This window comes from Mizugakiibacter sediminis (genome assembly GCF_000953855.2).
Taxonomy (GTDB): domain Bacteria; phylum Pseudomonadota; class Gammaproteobacteria; order Xanthomonadales; family Rhodanobacteraceae; genus Mizugakiibacter; species Mizugakiibacter sediminis.
In genome coordinates, this window is record NZ_DF970238.1 from 17,657 (window position 1) to 32,852 (window position 15,196).

13 protein-coding genes and 1 pseudogene are annotated in these 15,196 nt (G+C 63.4%); 3 read left to right on the top strand and 11 right to left on the bottom strand.

Annotated features, from left to right (window positions below):
* The 5 genes and pseudogenes from MBSD_RS11340 to MBSD_RS11355 all read right to left on the bottom strand — a co-directional run.
* Positions 1-891, bottom strand: a pseudogene (locus tag MBSD_RS11340) (hypothetical protein); the annotation flags it as partial.
* Positions 892-1,497: 606 nt separating this feature from the next.
* The gene (locus tag MBSD_RS15800; protein WP_237071795.1) at positions 1,498-1,788 is read right to left on the bottom strand and encodes a hypothetical protein; all 291 of its coding nucleotides are present in this window, start codon (positions 1,786-1,788) and stop codon (positions 1,498-1,500) included.
* A 58-nt stretch (positions 1,789-1,846) separates the two neighbouring features.
* A complete protein-coding gene (locus MBSD_RS11345) occupies positions 1,847-2,704 on the bottom strand; it encodes a hypothetical protein (RefSeq protein WP_062537430.1) in 858 nt (285 codons plus the stop codon).
* 15 nt (positions 2,705-2,719) lie between these two features.
* Positions 2,720-3,367 (bottom strand): hypothetical protein, encoded by a 648-nt coding sequence (locus MBSD_RS11350; protein WP_062537487.1) that lies wholly within the window; start codon positions 3,365-3,367, stop codon positions 2,720-2,722.
* 19 nt (positions 3,368-3,386) lie between these two features.
* Complete coding sequence (locus tag MBSD_RS11355) at positions 3,387-4,187, bottom strand: TIGR04255 family protein (RefSeq protein WP_201797489.1); 801 nt, start codon at positions 4,185-4,187, stop codon at positions 3,387-3,389.
* A 208-nt stretch (positions 4,188-4,395) separates the two neighbouring features.
* Between MBSD_RS11355 and MBSD_RS11360 the strand changes: the two genes are divergently transcribed.
* Positions 4,396-6,663: a hypothetical protein gene (locus tag MBSD_RS11360; protein ID WP_062537432.1), complete on the top strand. Its 2,268-nt coding sequence runs from the start codon at positions 4,396-4,398 to the stop codon at positions 6,661-6,663.
* A gap of 45 nt (positions 6,664-6,708) precedes the next feature.
* Here the strand turns inward: MBSD_RS11360 and MBSD_RS11365 are convergent, their stop codons facing one another.
* From MBSD_RS11365 to MBSD_RS11385, 6 genes are all read right to left on the bottom strand, one after another.
* Positions 6,709-7,080, bottom strand: a complete 372-nt coding sequence (locus MBSD_RS11365; RefSeq protein ID WP_114693259.1) for a 5-methylcytosine restriction system specificity protein McrC — start codon at positions 7,078-7,080, stop codon at positions 6,709-6,711.
* 566 nt (positions 7,081-7,646) lie between these two features.
* A complete protein-coding gene (locus MBSD_RS11370) occupies positions 7,647-8,942 on the bottom strand; it encodes a hypothetical protein (protein WP_062537434.1) in 1,296 nt (431 codons plus the stop codon).
* Positions 8,943-8,981: 39 nt separating this feature from the next.
* Positions 8,982-9,272 carry a hypothetical protein gene (locus MBSD_RS15630; RefSeq protein ID WP_201797490.1) on the bottom strand — a complete coding sequence of 97 codons (291 nt, stop codon included), beginning with the start codon at positions 9,270-9,272 and terminating at the stop codon, positions 8,982-8,984.
* A complete protein-coding gene (locus MBSD_RS11375) occupies positions 9,253-10,008 on the bottom strand; it encodes a hypothetical protein (RefSeq protein ID WP_062537436.1) in 756 nt (251 codons plus the stop codon). Before MBSD_RS11375 ends, MBSD_RS15630 begins: the two co-directional genes overlap by 20 nt.
* A 9-nt stretch (positions 10,009-10,017) precedes the next feature.
* A complete protein-coding gene (locus tag MBSD_RS11380; protein ID WP_062537437.1) occupies positions 10,018-10,851 on the bottom strand; it encodes a vWA domain-containing protein in 834 nt (277 codons plus the stop codon).
* A 126-nt stretch (positions 10,852-10,977) separates the two neighbouring features.
* A protein-coding gene (locus tag MBSD_RS11385; RefSeq protein WP_425478115.1) for an IS3 family transposase occupies positions 10,978-12,053 on the bottom strand; the annotation gives its coding sequence in 2 pieces (ribosomal slippage) (positions 10,978-11,795 and positions 11,795-12,053; 1,077 coding nt in all).
* Between the two features lie 482 nt (positions 12,054-12,535).
* Between MBSD_RS11385 and MBSD_RS11390 the strand changes: the two genes are divergently transcribed.
* A complete protein-coding gene (locus tag MBSD_RS11390) occupies positions 12,536-13,447 on the top strand; it encodes a WYL domain-containing transcriptional regulator (RefSeq protein WP_187300663.1) in 912 nt (303 codons plus the stop codon).
* A gap of 15 nt (positions 13,448-13,462) precedes the next feature.
* Complete coding sequence (locus tag MBSD_RS11395; protein WP_062537439.1) at positions 13,463-15,196, top strand: DUF262 domain-containing protein; 1,734 nt, start codon at positions 13,463-13,465, stop codon at positions 15,194-15,196.

Sequence of the window (15,196 nt, forward strand, 5' to 3'; positions counted from 1 at the left end):
CTGCATCTGGCGCAGGTTGACCGCATCGGTGGCTGCGGTGGCGTCGGCGACGTGGATGATCTGACGTTCGTTGCCGGCCGCGCCGACCGCGACCGCGTTGGCGCGGTCGGCCACCGAGCCTGCGCCGATGGCGGCGCCATTGGCGGCCTGCACCTGCGCGCCGGCGCCCAGCGCCACGCCGTTGGCCAGGCCGGCGCCGACGTTCGCCCCGGTGCCGATCGCGATCGCATTGTCGGCGCCGTCCTCCACCGCGGTGCTGCGGCCGATGGCGATGGCCGCCTGCGCGCCGATGCCGGTCGCGGTGCCGACTCGGGCCCCGGTCGTGGGGCTGTCGCCGCCGCCGATCGCAATCGAGTACTGCGAGGCCGCCGGGTTCGCCCCCGTGTCGCCCAGCACTTGTCCGTAGCTGCCGAAGGCGCTGCTCAAAGTGCCCGAAGCCGTGTTGAAGTAGCCGAAGGCACTGCTGAAGCCGCCCGAAGCCGTGTTGCTGCGGCCGAAGGCGGTGCTGAAATCGCCCGAGGCCGTGTTGGATTGGCCGAAGGCGGTGCTGGCAACGCCCGAGGCCGCGTTGGAGCGGCCGAAGGCGAAGCTGAAATTGCCCAAGGCCGCGTTGAAATGGCCGAAGGCGCTACCGAAATCGCCCGAGGCCGTGTTAGAGCGGCCGAAGGCGCTGCTGCCAGTGCCCGAGGCCGTGTTGGATTGGCCACAGGCGATGGCGCCAAGACCGGCCGCGGTCGAGCCTCCGGTGCCGCCGGCACCATCGGCGTCGCAGACGTCGCCGGCCACGGCCACCGGCGACAGCCCGCTCGCCGCTGCACACGCCAAGGCCAGGACGCAACCACGCATACCACCGCGCCGCACACGGCGCACAGAAGTCTTCGCGACGAACATGGGTTCACTCCTCTTCGATGGCCCACAGGGATCGGGGAGCAAGCGGGGAGGAGTGCCGGGCGGATGCGGCCGGGGGGAGAGGGGCGAACGGTGGACGCATGCGGCGCGCGGCCACGGCATGGCGCGACGGCCGCTCCCTGGCTCGGCCTCCCCTGTTCCCCTCGTTCGAGTACTATGGATTCGTGATGCCGGCGCAAGCCGGGAGGCGGGCGAGCAGGAATCCGATGCCTGAGGGGAGGCCACGCCTTTCACCCCCCCATCCCGTCCCCGAACGCCACCCCTGCCGGGCCCCTGCCGACCGGACCGCAACCCACCCCTCCGCGGCCGGAGCCGTTGTCCTGTCGCGTTCCCCATGCCAGCCGGCACGCCTACGCGCCCCGCCCATGATGCACTGTGGAAGCTCGATCTCGCTCAGGGCGATCTGCTCGTCGTGCTCGGCGGGCCGATCGGGGCGGAGGAAGACGCGCTTTATCCGTACCTGACCGGGGAAGTCCGAAGGATCCGCGGGCGCATCGACAGCGGTCGGCCGCTCGGGTCGAGGCCCTCCCTGTGTCGCTGCGGCGTCCTGCGTCTCGATCGATGGATTCCGTTGTCCTGAGTGGTTGGTCATGCAAGCGCGATGGACAACCGATGGCAGCGGCGCACGCGCAAGTCACCGACGCAGAAGGCCGCCTGCGTGTGCTCCGGCGAAGAAGCTGGCGCGGGTTTCGAGAGAACTGAGAGCGAAGGAAAGTCGAACCGGGCGGTTTCCGGACGCGGTGTCACCACCGCGTGGCACAGGCAGATCGGCGCCGAACTCCCCGTGGTGTCGCGGAACGCAGAAATGAAAACGCCCAACCGGTAAAGGTTGGGCGTGAAAGGGTGGTGGTGGACTTTACCCAGAAAGAAAACCGGCATCTACAACGAGTGCGGCTTCGGGCGGAATCCATCGCGATGGCGCGGCAATCCTGGGGCCCTACGCCGGCATTTCACCGACCGCCAGAAAGTCGCCTTGATCGTCATCTCGCAGACTGACGTACTCTAGACGCCACTGATCCACGCGGCGCAGATCAGCCAGCGTCAAGTGCGTGTCTGCCACGGCTTCGCAAGCGTCTAGCGCGATCTCCGTGGCAACGTCGGGCTTGCCGTAGGTCTTTTCGAACAGCTCGCGCAGCTGCCCAGCGACACGCTCAGCCGACCCTCTCGCTTCGCCGCCTCCCTCGGTGGCGTCGTAGACAACGGACACAGAAAGCGTGTAGGGCTCCCCTTCGACCACTTCTGCGCCTCGCTGCTCACCCAGATCGAAGAACAGCCCGACCAGATACTTCGCATCAGGCTCCAGAATCTTTGCGATCATCTGCTCGACGGTGCGCTTGCCAGAGAGCTTGCGCAGCCGCTCCTCGAAAGCGTTGGGGAAGGCTGGTCGGCCGTATCGCGCAGCAAGCCATTGCTTGAGCGCACGCTTCGCGTCGACCGGCAGCGCGAGGCTGTTATCTTTGACTGCGCGCTCTGCGAAGTCGCCTTTCGGTACACTGCGGCGATCACCATGCCGGAGCTCAAGAATCAACGGCGCAGCGTCGGTGCCCTCGTAGGCGAGGTGGAGTCGTCGCGGGTTCTTGGCGTAGGAGAGCTGCGGGTCAGGCCTGGGTTCCTTCACGACCAACTCGGCGACGATGACCTCGACGCACAGCTCGCTGTCATGCGGCAAGTCGCAGTCATGGGTGATGACGATGACGCGGCGCCCGTGGTCGGTCGCGCCGACCAAACCCAATGCAGCAGCGGCCTCGCAAGTTAGAAGATCACCCTGTCGCCAGTCCGTATCGCGCGCCAGCATCCATCGCCCCCCGACCTATCGCTCGGGGGATCCGGGAATGGACACCTCGGTACGCCAATCGTCCGAGGGCTTCGCTTTCGACTTCGCCAAGCCTGATCGGTCGTAAGCCGCATCCATCGCCTGGGCTTCGGCGATCAGCGACTGGATGTGCGACGGCAAGAGCTGACCGGCAGCAGCGAGGTCCATCAAGGACCGGCCTTCAAATGCCTTCATCTTCAGCATGGAAGACGCGCGAGTGATGCCCGCGCCTCGGAAATCGTCGGCTGCATGGCTGAGGGCGCGAATCCGCTCGAACTTGTCGGGTTCGGGCGTCGCTTCCTCGCCGATCCACTTGTAGATCGCCTGTCTGGAGACGCCGAACACAGTGGCCAGATCCGCGATGGCCGGATTCAACACCTGGCGGATGTTGCTGAGGTGGTCAGATGCTGATCGAACATCAGGGCGTTGCTCCTGGCTGTCATCAGCCATCCCGACGTCGACGTGGAAGGGAACTCGCGCCTCCAGCATCCCGCGCCAGTCTCCGGCACGGGAGATCTCGAAAACGCTGCCGGTACCACCGACCGCAAGGGCTGAGCAGATCAGCGCAAAGGCTGCGGTCGCGGCAGCCCCAATCGGCGCGGCGAACGGCATGGGTCGATGAGAAGGGAGGATCGCGGTGTACATGGCGTCTGATTTGTCCGGTTCAGGCCCACGCGTCGCGCGCATGATCCGTCGTCGTTGCTCCGAAGACGGACTTGATGGTCGCATGCAGCGAGAGCAGCTGCTCACCTAGCTTGTCCATGTCGATCGGCATGCGGCCTTCGACGAAGTGGTCCGTATCGATGACCGCATGCGCCCGAGGTTCCTTCACCTCGAATTTCGGATTGATCATCAAGCCGTGGGGCTGCAGGTCTGGCGGGAACCCCAAAGACGCGGTCATCCTATACACCCGGGTCACGAGCGTACCCGTCGGCGCCAGTGGACCGGTTTCCGTGCCGAAGACTGACTCCGTCAGCCTGTAAAGCTGCGTGGCATTGAACTCGACCCCATGCAATCCGCTGACGAGGTACTGCTCCACGCTCTCACCGGCGCGAGGCAACACGGCATCCAAATAGCGAAGGCCCAACCGACTGACGTGATCGAGCGTTGCCACCTCGTGCACGGCCGTCAAGCCGCGCAGCAGCTCCGGGATGAACTCGTTGTACGTGTCATAGTGGGTCGTGTGATACGTGATGGCCGACGGTGCCAGGATGAACCCGGCCGTACGGTCGCTGCGCGTGATGAGCCAGGAGACCGTATGCGTAATCTGCGGCTCTGCTCGCTGCCCCTGGCCAGGACCCGGAACAACCAGGTGCGTGACCTGTTGCGGCTCGAACAACGGATATCCCTCGCGCCGCAGACGATCCTGGATCTGATCCACGTACTTGGACATCGCGACGACAGGATTGAAGTGCGCCTGCGCGAGCGCGTAGTACACCGGCGCGTTCGCCATCCTTTCGCTCACTTGTAGGCTCCGATCTCTTCTTGGTTGACAGTTCGGTTGTCAGTTTACACCTTGGTTGACGCGTACTGCCAGAAGGTTTGCGCGCGCGGTGCTCTCCGTACTCAAGCTGCGCCAGCGTTGTTCCGCTGTTGTTCCGATTTCGCTTGACCGCTCGTGCCGACACACCTATGATCCGCTTCGGAACAACAAATGAACAACAAGGTGCGGCATGGAAAAGCGTTTTGTGGCGACCCTGAGCCGGTCGCAGGGTCGCAGTGCATGGGCTGTGATCTTCCGCCACCCAGTTCGGGTCGACCCAAACACTGGCAAGCCGGGCCTGCGAGTCCGCCAGGGGCTCGGAACGTCCGATGAGGCCGAGGCCAATGATCTTAAGGATCAACTCAACCAGCTACTGGCAGAGGAAAGCTTCTGGAGCTTGCCGGCCAGGGCGGAGGCTGAAAAGCGGTTCCATCGCCGGGTCGTCGAGATCTTCTATCACGGCATGGAACCTGAGCAGAGCGACTTCGGTGCGATCCGCGAGTCGATCATTCCCCTCCCGACGTCGAAGGATTCCGACTATCGGCGGGCGCTGCTCCTAGGGACGACCGGCGCCGGCAAGACGACGCTGCTTCGGCAATTGATCGGCACGGACCCGGAGACCGAGCGCTTTCCGTCGACATCGACGGCGAAGACCACGGTGCATGAGACCGAGGTCGTGCTTGCGCCAGGCCCTTACAAGGCTGTGGTGACCTTCTTCCCCGTCGACGAAGTCCGTGAGCATTTGAACGAGTGCATCTCCGAGGCCGTGCTGTCCGCCTACCGTGGCGACGGCGACGGTGAAGTGCTGCGCAAGCTGTTGATGCATGTGAACCAACGGTTCCGCTTCAACTACGTGCTCGGCAACGGGCCGCAGGCGGCAGGCGCCGACGACGATGAGGATGACGAGGACGCCGCCGCGGAGCCGACCGAGGAGACCGCTGCTGACGGCGCGATTGATCTCGACGCCACCAATGCGCTGTTGACGAAGACGTTGACGGCGTTGCGCGCCATCGCCGCCCGCCACGGCGACCAACTGAAGACCGAGTTGGGCGCCACTGACGAAAAGGACCAGCGGGTCGTCGACGAGCTATTCGAGGAGGAACTTGATCGCCGGCTTCGTGAAGACGACGAATTCCACCGCATCAGCGACGAGCTCATGGACGAGATCGAGCTTCGTTTTTCGCTGCTTGCGGATGGCGTGGTACGCCGCAACAAGCAGGGCTGGCCGCAATCGTGGTCGTGGGAGACCGACGACCGTGCGACCTTCATTAAGACAGTCACGCGCTTCTCCAGCAACCACTCCTCACGCTTCGGGCGCCTGCTGACGCCGCTGGTTAATGGAGTCCGTGTGTCCGGCGCGTTCCTGCCGGCGTGGAACGGCGGCCAGCAGCCCAAGCTCGTGCTCCTCGACGGTGAAGGCCTGGGCCACACGCCCAAGTCGGTGGCGGCCCTCTCGACCTCGCTGACGCGGCGCATCGAGTCGACGGATGCCATCGTGCTCGTCGACAACGCTGTTCAGCCGATGCAGGCAGCGCCGGTTGCGGCCATGAAGGAGATGATCACGTCGGGCAGCGCCAGCAAGCTGCTGCTCGTATTCACGCACTTCGACGAGGTCAAGGGCGACAACCTGCCCAACGCGACGGCCAAGGAGCAGCACGTCCTGGCTTCCGCCGAAAACGTCCTCGCCTCCATTGGTGAGGAACTGGGCCCGTTCGCGGAACGAGCACTTCGCGGTCGCCTGAAGGACGCCTGCTTCTTCGTCGGCAGGATCGACGAAGACCTGGACGCCACGAAGAAGACCCACAAGCGGACCATCGGACAACTGCAGGCGCTGCTCGCGGCAATCGATGCCATCGTCGAGAAGCCCGAGCCCGTGCGCGCGAAGCCGGTGTACGACCGGATGAATCTCGTCCTGGCCGTGAAGAACGCTGCCGAGAGCTTCCACGATGCGTGGTGGCCGCGCTTGGGCCTCGACTACAAGCCCGGCGCCAGCAAGGAACACTGGAAGCGCATCTGGGCATTGAGCCGACGACTCAGCACGCCCGGCCTCGGCGACGAGTACGACAACCTCAAGCCGGTCGCGGATCTACGCAAGCAGCTGCAGGATCGGCTGTATGTGCTGCTGCAGAACCCGCTCCGGTGGGACTCCGTCGAGCCGACCGACGACGCGCACAAGCAGCAGGTGTTTGACGGCCTGGCCAACGCGCTGTCCACCAAGACGCTGGACCTCGCTACTCGCCGCGTTCGATCCGAGCGGATGCCGGAATGGCAGTCGGCGTTTAACCAGTCCGGGCGTGGTTCCAGCTACGCGCGCGCGTCGATCATCGGCGAGCGCATCTACGAGAGGGCTGCGCCGATTCCTGACGTCACCCCCTCGCCGGATCGCAATTCCTTCCTGCACGAAGTGGCGGCTGTGGTCGAGAGCGTCTGCGAAGAGGTCGGCGCCAAGCTCGCGTAGTGGACGGTCACAGACATTCGAGGAGGGGCTCGCCCCGGAGCGGGGCTAGGCTTGCGCTTGCCAGCGGTCTCGCTCGGCGGTCACCGGAGCTATCAGTACGCGGAGCTTGGTGACCGCATCCGATGCGACATGCGGCAGGGAGGTGAATACGATCTTCCTGCCGCCATCCAAGCTCCAGGGGCTGAACTGCTCGGCCTGCGGGATCGACGGCTGTGCAGGGTCCAGCGGGTAAGCCAGTATGCCCCAGGACATCCTGCCTACTGCAGGAGTGAACCGGCCGAGGTACGCGGCAATCTGGTACAGATCCTCGCGCTGCGGACCATTCGGCGCGCTTGCGGACGGATGCAGCGACTTGTACTTTGCGTCCACCACCCCTTGAACCTGCCCTCCGGCATGGAGGATCGCGTCCGGGTTCACTGTTGAGCCGTTGCGTGCCTACCGAACCCTCGTGGTCACGCAGCAGTGCGCGGGCTTGTACTCAATGCCCTGTGCGGCGGCGTCGAGCCTTGCGCCGGCCTGATGCCCTGGTCATCCAAGCGCGATGGACAACCGATGGCAGCGGCGCACGCGCAAGTCACCGACGCAGAAGGCCGCCTGCGTGTGCTCCGGCGAAGAAGCTGGCGCGGGTTTCGAGAGAACTGAGAGCGAAGGAAAGTCGAACCGGGCGGTTTCCGGACGCGGTGTCACCACCGCGTGGCACAGGCAGATCGGCGCCGGATCCCGCGTGGTGTCGCGGAACCCGCAAACGAAAACGCCCAACCGATAGAGGTTGGGCGTTGAATGGTGGTGGTGGAGTCCTAAGCGGAACCCAACCGGCATCTACATCGGGGTGGGAATGTAGCGGAAATGGTGGGAAATGAGGGGCGCATGGAGAGATTCGTCGTCCGCGGCCATCCCAAATCTGCGCATTGCAATGGCTGAGGCTGACCAATTGCGGCTGACTGGCAGCGCCGCCCACGACGCCCCAAGCTACGTCGCGGCCCTCATCCGAACAGCCACTTGAACAGTCGCTCGACCACGCCTGGTTGCTGCGACGGAGGTTGATAGGTGTGGCGGCCAGGGGAGACAGGGGGCGGAGTCGGCACTGAAGGTCCGGATGAGGCCCGGATCTTTTGGAGTACCTGCGCGTTCGAGGAGGGGGCTGGAGATGAAGCGCGTGGGCCTGCAGGGCTCGGTGCCGGGCCAGACACGCCCTTGATCTTGTCGAGCGTCTGCTGATTGCTCGTCGTCGCTGCGGTGAAAGCCCCTGCTGCCCTACCTGCGCCAGCCAAGCGCCATTGCGCCTCCTGCTCCGTGATCGGCGTCATCGTCCCTGCCGCGCCGACGGTGATCGACAGGTGTGAGTAGCGGAACTTCTTGTTCACGAAGGGTGGCTCCATCAACCCAACGACGCTGACCCACTTGCCAACCCAGGATGCGTCCGGCTTGGACTTCACGTGTGCCAAACCGTCCGACCAGATCGACACCTTGAAAATGCTGCCTTGCCAGGGGCCGAAGTTGACGAAGATGTAAGGCTTGCCGCCGCGTGTCTTGTCTAGCTTCACCTCGACAATGCGGCCAATGACTTCGACCTTGTCGCCAACAGCTCTGAGACAGGCCGCATAGTCGGTGGCCGAGAGCACGGGATACGCGCCCACGTAGCCCGGTCGGGCCGCGACTGAGATCTGCCCAGCGGTGGGCCTGGGAGGCGCGATGACAATGGGAATGGTGGGAATGTTCCGGCCAGCCAGGAAGTCCGCCAATTCCGGTGCTCGCGCCATCGGCGACTTGCAGACCGCGGCGAAATTCTTGACGTGGGTTGCGAGGCTGGTGTTCCTGGCAACGAGCGCGAATGCGCTGGACCCTGCCGGATCGAGGAAGTCGTTGGTACGGAAGAGGATGGCGTCCGCCTCCGAGTTGGTCTTGCTCCAAAGCGATGCGTCCAATTGCAGAGCGCGGATGGACAGCGACAAGGCGATCAGCGAGAAGCGATCGAGCGACGCATCAAACGGATTAAGGGACTTGCGCTGCGGGTGTTGGAAGTTGACGTGTCCTAGCTCCGCGCTGCCCAGGTCCTTGATCTCGTCGACGAACATGCCGTCATAGTCGATCAGCTGTACCGAAGAGCCGTCGCGGCTCACCATCAGATTGCCGCTTTGCAGGTCGCCGTGTGCGATGCCTTCCTTCTGCAAGTAGGCGGCGAGCTTTGCCAATGCGTCCGCGAGACGGCCAAGCGCCGCTGAATTTCTGAGGTTGTCCTCTAGAAACTCGCCGAGCGTCGTTCCACTCGCCCAGGCCATCTTGACCACCGGATAGGCGGCCCCATTGACTCGGATACCCTACGGCTGAAACTGGAAGTCCAGGAAGTAGGGCGAGCGCAGACTGGCAAGCTTCTTGGAGATCGCCGCGTAGCGTCGCTCAAGACCCTTGGATTCCCGATGAAAGCAGCGGACAGCAAACTTTCCGCGAGCCGTGCTGACCGTGTAGGTCAGAGCGAAGCCTCCGCTGATCGCCAGCGGCAGCCCAAGGCCGCTCTTGGCGAGGGTCCCGGCGCGCAGCTCAGGGTCCGCGAGCAACGTGCCGTGGGCGGAGAACGCTTGGTTGTACTGCTCAAGGGAGGGGTAAGCCAACTGCGTCCTCCCCAGCCCCAAACTTCAAGATCGCCAAAGTCGAATCGTCGACCCGCATGCGCTTCGCGTCGCGCTCTGCGACGACCAGAGAAGTGAGCTGCTCTGAGCTTCGGATGGCCAGAAGATCGGCCAACCGCCCCGGATCGTCGCTGGCCATTCGAAGTGTCCACTCCCCAAGCGCGTCGGTCATACAAAGAAGCTTGGGCTCGGGAAATGGTGCCAAGTCCAACTCGATACGCGCAAGCGATCCGAAATCGGGCGCCTGCGTGAACTCGTTGTGCGCTCGCAAAGTGGAAAGCAGTGTCGGTCGCTCCTTAAACCTATCCGGGTGATCCAACGGCCACGCGCGGACAACTTCTACGCCCACCAAAAGCACAGCAACGGAGTCGCCGACCCCAAAGAGCGATAGGCGGTGATTGACGGCGTCGTGCTCGACGCCGAGCAAGGTGGCGAAGCAGCCGCGCTCGAAAGCGAGCTGCTGCGACCAAGTCATGGCGGCGAAGTCATGCTCAGCCTGATAGGCCGCCACTGCGCTCTCGATCCACTCTTGGTCGAAGCGCGGATCGTCTGCAAACTTTCCAGCGAGCAAACGCGCCCAGAGCCGTGAGTCATAGGACTCACTGGCTCCGTCACTTAGCGCGAGGCGCTGCCGGTCGACGGAGAATGCGTAAGCATCCTCGTTCGTCTCTGGCCTGTCAGGCTCCTTCGCGCAGGTCCCCACGAACAGGGCCCGCATGGCGTCTGGTCAGCGAAGCTGGGACGCGCGCGTGCCAATGTCGAAGAAGTCGACGATCTCGCCGGCCTCAGCATTGAACATGTAGCCTCGCGACTCCGGACTCACCGCGTAGCCCTTGTCCTTCGCAAACGCGGCGACGTGTGGAGGCAGCACGCTCGACATCCGAAACAGCATCTTTGCGTAGCTGTCGGGCAGCCCGGACTCAGAACTCGGGAACTTGATGGTGTCAGAGCCAAGCGCGCTGACATGAATGTTCATCACGACCACCGAGCCGTCATTGGTCCGAAGTTGTCCCAAGTTTGCGGCGATCTCCTCGGGGTCTCCGTCGCCGGATTCGCCGTCGGTGACGTGCAGAATAGTTGGCGGATAGCTCTCGGGGTGGGCGTCGCACCAAGCCGCCAGTTCTTCAGCTGCCTTAGTGAGAGCCGCGCGCATGGGCGTTCCTCCGTCGGCGCGAGGCTCAAACCAGACCGGAAACTTCACCGATGTCTCAACGATGCCGCCCGCTCCATCGTCCATCTTCTTCTTGCGATCCTCCACGCGAGTCGGGTTCTGCTCGATCGCCGACACGGGGTTGAGCACGCGCGCCCCGAGCGCTCCGGAAAAGCCGTTGTCGACACCGCGCCCGCCGTAGCCGATCACGCCGACCTCAAAGTAATCGCGAACGCCCTCCGCCTTCGTGCAGCGGCCAATAAGGTTCATGATGGTACGGTTCAGCGCGTCGGAGACGAATTCCGCCTTGCTCTTGCCGATAGCCATGCGATCCGACATCGAGCCCGACTGGTCCACGACGAAGAGGAACGCGGTGGGGTTGTTGCGGCTGATCTGAGCCTCATGCGACATGAAGGTGCCCTCTCTTGTTCAAGAATTCGACAGCATCTTGCGGGTTACTGCTCCCGCGAGCAAGAATACTCACGGAACCATCGACGTCCCCCCGCTTTGAGTAGCGGGACGGTTTAGAGTCCGGGGTCACTGTAACTGCTTCGCGTAGGCGGCGGGCGTCAGCCCGCCTAATGCCTTCTTCGGACGCTCCTCGTTGTATTCCCGCCGCCAGCGCTCGATCTCGGCGCGTGCGTGCAGGAGGCTGGGGAACCAGTGCTCGTTGAGGCACTCGTCGCGCAGGCGGCCGTTGAACGATTCGATGTACGCGTTCTGGTTCGGCTTGCCCGGCTCGATCAATCGCAGCTGCACGCCACGCTCATGTGCCCAGGTGACCATCGCCTTGCCACAGAACTCCTTGCCGTTGTCACTGCGAATCACCTTGGGTAGGCCACGGCTGAGCGCGAGGCGATCCATCACCCGCGTCACGCCGATGCCGGAGATCGCCCGCTCAACCTCGATGACGACCGCCTCGTGGGTGGCGTCATCGACGACCGTCAGGCACTTCAGGACGCGGCCTTCGGCTGTGCGATCGAACACGAAGTCCATCGACCAGACCTCGTTCGCTGCCGTCGGGCGAGCCAGCGGCTGGCGTTCGGCCAGAGGCACCTTTTTGCGCTTGCGACGGCGCACCTGCAGCCGGGCTTCCTGATACAGCCGCTCCACGCGCTTGTAGTTCACCGGCAGCCCGGCCTGTTTCAGCTTCAGATGGATCATCCCGACGCCGTAGCGCTTGTGCCGCTGCGCCAGGGCCACGATCCGTTGTCGGAGCTCCACGTTGCGATCCGGGCACGGCGCATAGCGATATGCACTCGCACTCATGCAAGCAACGGCCAGCGAGCGCCGCTCGCTCAGTCCCTGGTCGATCATCTGCCGCACCAGCTCGCGTCGAGCCGGTGCGCTCACCACTTTTTTCGCAGCGCGTCCTTGATCACCTCGTTCTCGAGGACCTGCTCGGCCAGCAGCTTCTTCAGCCGGGCGTTCTCCGTCTCCAGCTCCTTCAAGCGACGCGCCTCCGACACGCTCATGCCGCCGAACTTGCTGCGCCACAGGTAGTAGGAGGCCTCGCTGAAGCCGTGCTTGCGGCAAAGGTCCTTCACCGCCAGGCCGGCTTCCGCCTCACGCAGGAAGCCGATGATCTGCTCTTCGGAAAAGCGCTTCTTCACGTCCAATCTCCTTCGGATGGGGGATTGGACTCCAAACCACAGTGCTACTCAAAAGCGGGGGGACGTCGCACCACCGCGTGGCACATGCAGATCTGCGCCGAACCCCGCGTGGTGTCGCGGAACCCGGAAATGAAAACGCCCAACCGATAGAGGTTGGGCGTTGAATGGTGGTGGTGCTGAGGCGACGCCACGCGGCCTATCACGGCTGCAATGAGTTCCGATGAGCACCGTTCAGCGATGATTCTACGCTGATCACCGTCCTTTCGCACTCCTGTGTCGTATCCGGCCGTCTTTTGCGGACGCCGGTTCAATCCCCAAACACGGAATCGAACTCAAGTCCTGAGCGTGGCTACGCTCGTGTTGTTGTAGTCCAAGTTGTGGCGCATAATGTCATCAATTTGATGATGTGAGCTGCCTAGCAATGGACAAACATAAAACCAGTCGCAGTCTTTCGGTCGTCCGCCGTGGATGAGGAACCTTCAGTGACTCAACCCCAGCGCGTCGAGAGCTTGAGCCACGCCCAGCGCGAGCGGCTGGCCTACATCGACTTCCGGCTCTACTTCTTCGGTGAGATCGGTCGCCCAGATCTGATTGAGCGCTTCGGCGTGGCGCCGGCAGGGGCGACGCGCGACTTGGCGCTGTACCGGGAAATCGCGCCGCAGAACATCACCTTTGACGGTAGCCACAAGATCTACCGGATCGGGCAGGCGTTCTCCCCGCTGTTCAACCACGCCCCGCAGCGCGTGCTGTCGGCGCTGGCGCTGGGCTTCGGCGATGGTGTGAACGGCCCGAATCAGTCCTTGCAGCCGCTGCTGCCGTGCGAGTCGCCCACCGCCCTGAGCAACCCCAGGATGGATGTGCTGGCTCCGGTCTGCCGGGCGATCCACGCCAAGCGCCCCGTCGCCATTCGCTACCACTCGATGAGCAGCGGTGAATCCGAGCGCGTCATCGTTCCGTTCGCACTGGTTGATACCGGCCTGCGCTGGCATGTCCGGGCCTTTGATCGCAAGAGCGGAGAGTTTCGGGACTTCGTCGTCACCCGTATCGAAGCGCCGACGCTGCTCGACGAGGAGCCACAGGCCTTTGAGCGACCGGAAAACGACATCCAGTGGACGCGCATCGTCGAGCTGGAGTTGGTGCCGCACCCGCGCCTTGAACACCCCGAGATCATCAGGATGGACTACGGGATGACCGACGGCTCGATCCGGATGCGCGTTCGCGCCGCCGTCGCGGGCTACATGCTGCTGCGCTGGAGCGTGGACTGCTCGCCCGACCACCGCCTCAAGGAAGAACAGTACCGCCTATGGCTCAGCGATCCGCTGGCGCTGTACGGCGTTGAGAACGCAAAGCTCGCGCCGGGGTATCAAGCTCCGAGCAGCCCCAAGAAACGATAGGAAAGAACAAGCGCAATGGCCAAGACACTTGAAGCCCACGACAAGCTGATCCGGGAGATCTTCGAAGGCAGCTACCAGTTCGAGATTCCGGACTACCAGCGCCCCTACGCCTGGACAACCGAGCAAGCGGGAGAGTTGTTTGATGATCTGGTCTCCGCTATGCAGGATGCCCGAGCCAACGGGGCCACAAGCCAATACTTCTTGGGCAGCATCGTTCTTATCAAGAACGACCGCGACCCCAAGGCGATGGTCGTTGACGGCCAGCAGCGACTGACCACGCTCACGATCCTGTTTGCGGCCCTGCGCGCAGCGTGGGAGGCGGCCAACTACCCACCAGGCGTCAAAAGCGTGACCCCTTTCCTCTACGAAGAGGGGGACGAGATGCTGGGCAAGGCCACCGGCTACCGATTCACCGCCCGCGAGGAAGATGCGACGTTCTTCCGTCAGTATATCCAGGAGCCGGGTGGCATCGCACAGTTGGTCGCCAGTACGGACAAGCTGAAAGACAGCCGTCTGCGTTACCGCGAAAACGCCACGCTGCTGCTCGAAAAGGCCAAGGCCCTGTCGCCTGACGACTTGAATGCCCTGTGGAAATTCCTCGCGAACGACTGCTCCCTGGTCGTCATTTCCACACCCGACCTCGAAGCGGCCTACCGCATCTTCTCGGTACTGAACAATCGTGGGCTCGATCTGGCACCCATCGACATCATTAAGGCGGAAGTGCTCGGTTCGATCCGTCGCATCGGCGGGGAGGACAAGGCGCGCGCCTATTCGAAGAAGTGGAGCGAGATCGAAAGCCAGCTTGGCCGCGACGCTTTCGGCGACCTGTTCGGCCATATCCGCACCATCTACGCCAAGCAGAAGCAGCGGGCCACGCTGGTCAAGGAGTTCCAGGAGCACGTCACCGAGTACAAGGCCCCCATCGACCTCGTCGACAAGGTCATCAAACCCTATGCCGAAGTGTGGGACTTCGTGCGCGATGCCGACTTTGAAGCCACCGAGCACGCCGAGACCATCAATGACTACCTGTCCTGGCTCAACCGCGTGGACTTCAAGGACTGGGTGCCCCCGGCACTGGTCTATTTCAAGCGCTTCCGGCAGCAGCCCAAATTGCTCGCCGAGTTTTTCAAGTCACTGGAACGCCTGACCTATTTCCTGCTGGTCACCAAGGTGGGTATCAACGAGCGCATCGAAACCTACGCTGCGCTGACCAAGGAAATCGAGCCGGAGACCTTCAAGGGGGATCTGGCCGCGCTCACCACGCTGACACTGACTGACGCGCAAAAGCGCAAGTTCGTCGCGGCACTCGATGGCGACGTTTACGACGATCTGCCCAAGGCACGGATGGCGCTGGTCTTGCGCCTTGAATCCTTGGTGCGCGCCCCCGGCGTGCAGCTCCAAGATGCCGTGTCTCTGGAGCACGTTCTGCCGCAAACCCCGCCCGACGGTTCGGACTGGATCAAGTGGTTCCCGGATGAAGACGAGCGCAATGGCTGGACGCACCGTTTGGCCAATCTGGTTCCGCTGGATAGGAAGAAGAACTCGTCTGCCAGCAACTACGACTTTGCCAAGAAGAAAGACGCCTACTTCAGAGGTAAGGGCACTGCATCACCATTCGTGCTGACGCAGGAAGTCAGATCGGAAAAAGAATGGACGCCCACGCTCCTGGCCGAGCGCCAGAAACGCCTTGTAGGCGTCCTCAAAGACCATTGGAATCTCGCCGTCTCCACAGGCACGGCGGCGAGCTGA

Excerpts from the sequence above, each read along its gene's own strand:
- MBSD_RS15800 (WP_237071795.1), bottom strand. The coding sequence starts at position 1,788 with ATGCCGGTTTTCTTTCTGGGTAAAGTCCACCACCACCCTTTCACGCCC.
- MBSD_RS11345 (WP_062537430.1), bottom strand. The coding sequence starts at position 2,704 with ATGCTGGCGCGCGATACGGACTGGCGACAGGGTGATCTTCTAACTTGC.
- MBSD_RS11350 (WP_062537487.1), bottom strand. The coding sequence starts at position 3,367 with ATGTACACCGCGATCCTCCCTTCTCATCGACCCATGCCGTTCGCCGCG.
- MBSD_RS11360 (WP_062537432.1), top strand. The coding sequence starts at position 4,396 with ATGGAAAAGCGTTTTGTGGCGACCCTGAGCCGGTCGCAGGGTCGCAGT.
- MBSD_RS11370 (WP_062537434.1), bottom strand. The coding sequence starts at position 8,942 with ATGGCCTGGGCGAGTGGAACGACGCTCGGCGAGTTTCTAGAGGACAAC.
- MBSD_RS11375 (WP_062537436.1), bottom strand. The coding sequence starts at position 10,008 with ATGCGGGCCCTGTTCGTGGGGACCTGCGCGAAGGAGCCTGACAGGCCA.
- MBSD_RS11380 (WP_062537437.1), bottom strand. The coding sequence starts at position 10,851 with ATGTCGCATGAGGCTCAGATCAGCCGCAACAACCCCACCGCGTTCCTC.
- MBSD_RS11395 (WP_062537439.1), top strand. The coding sequence starts at position 13,463 with ATGGCCAAGACACTTGAAGCCCACGACAAGCTGATCCGGGAGATCTTC.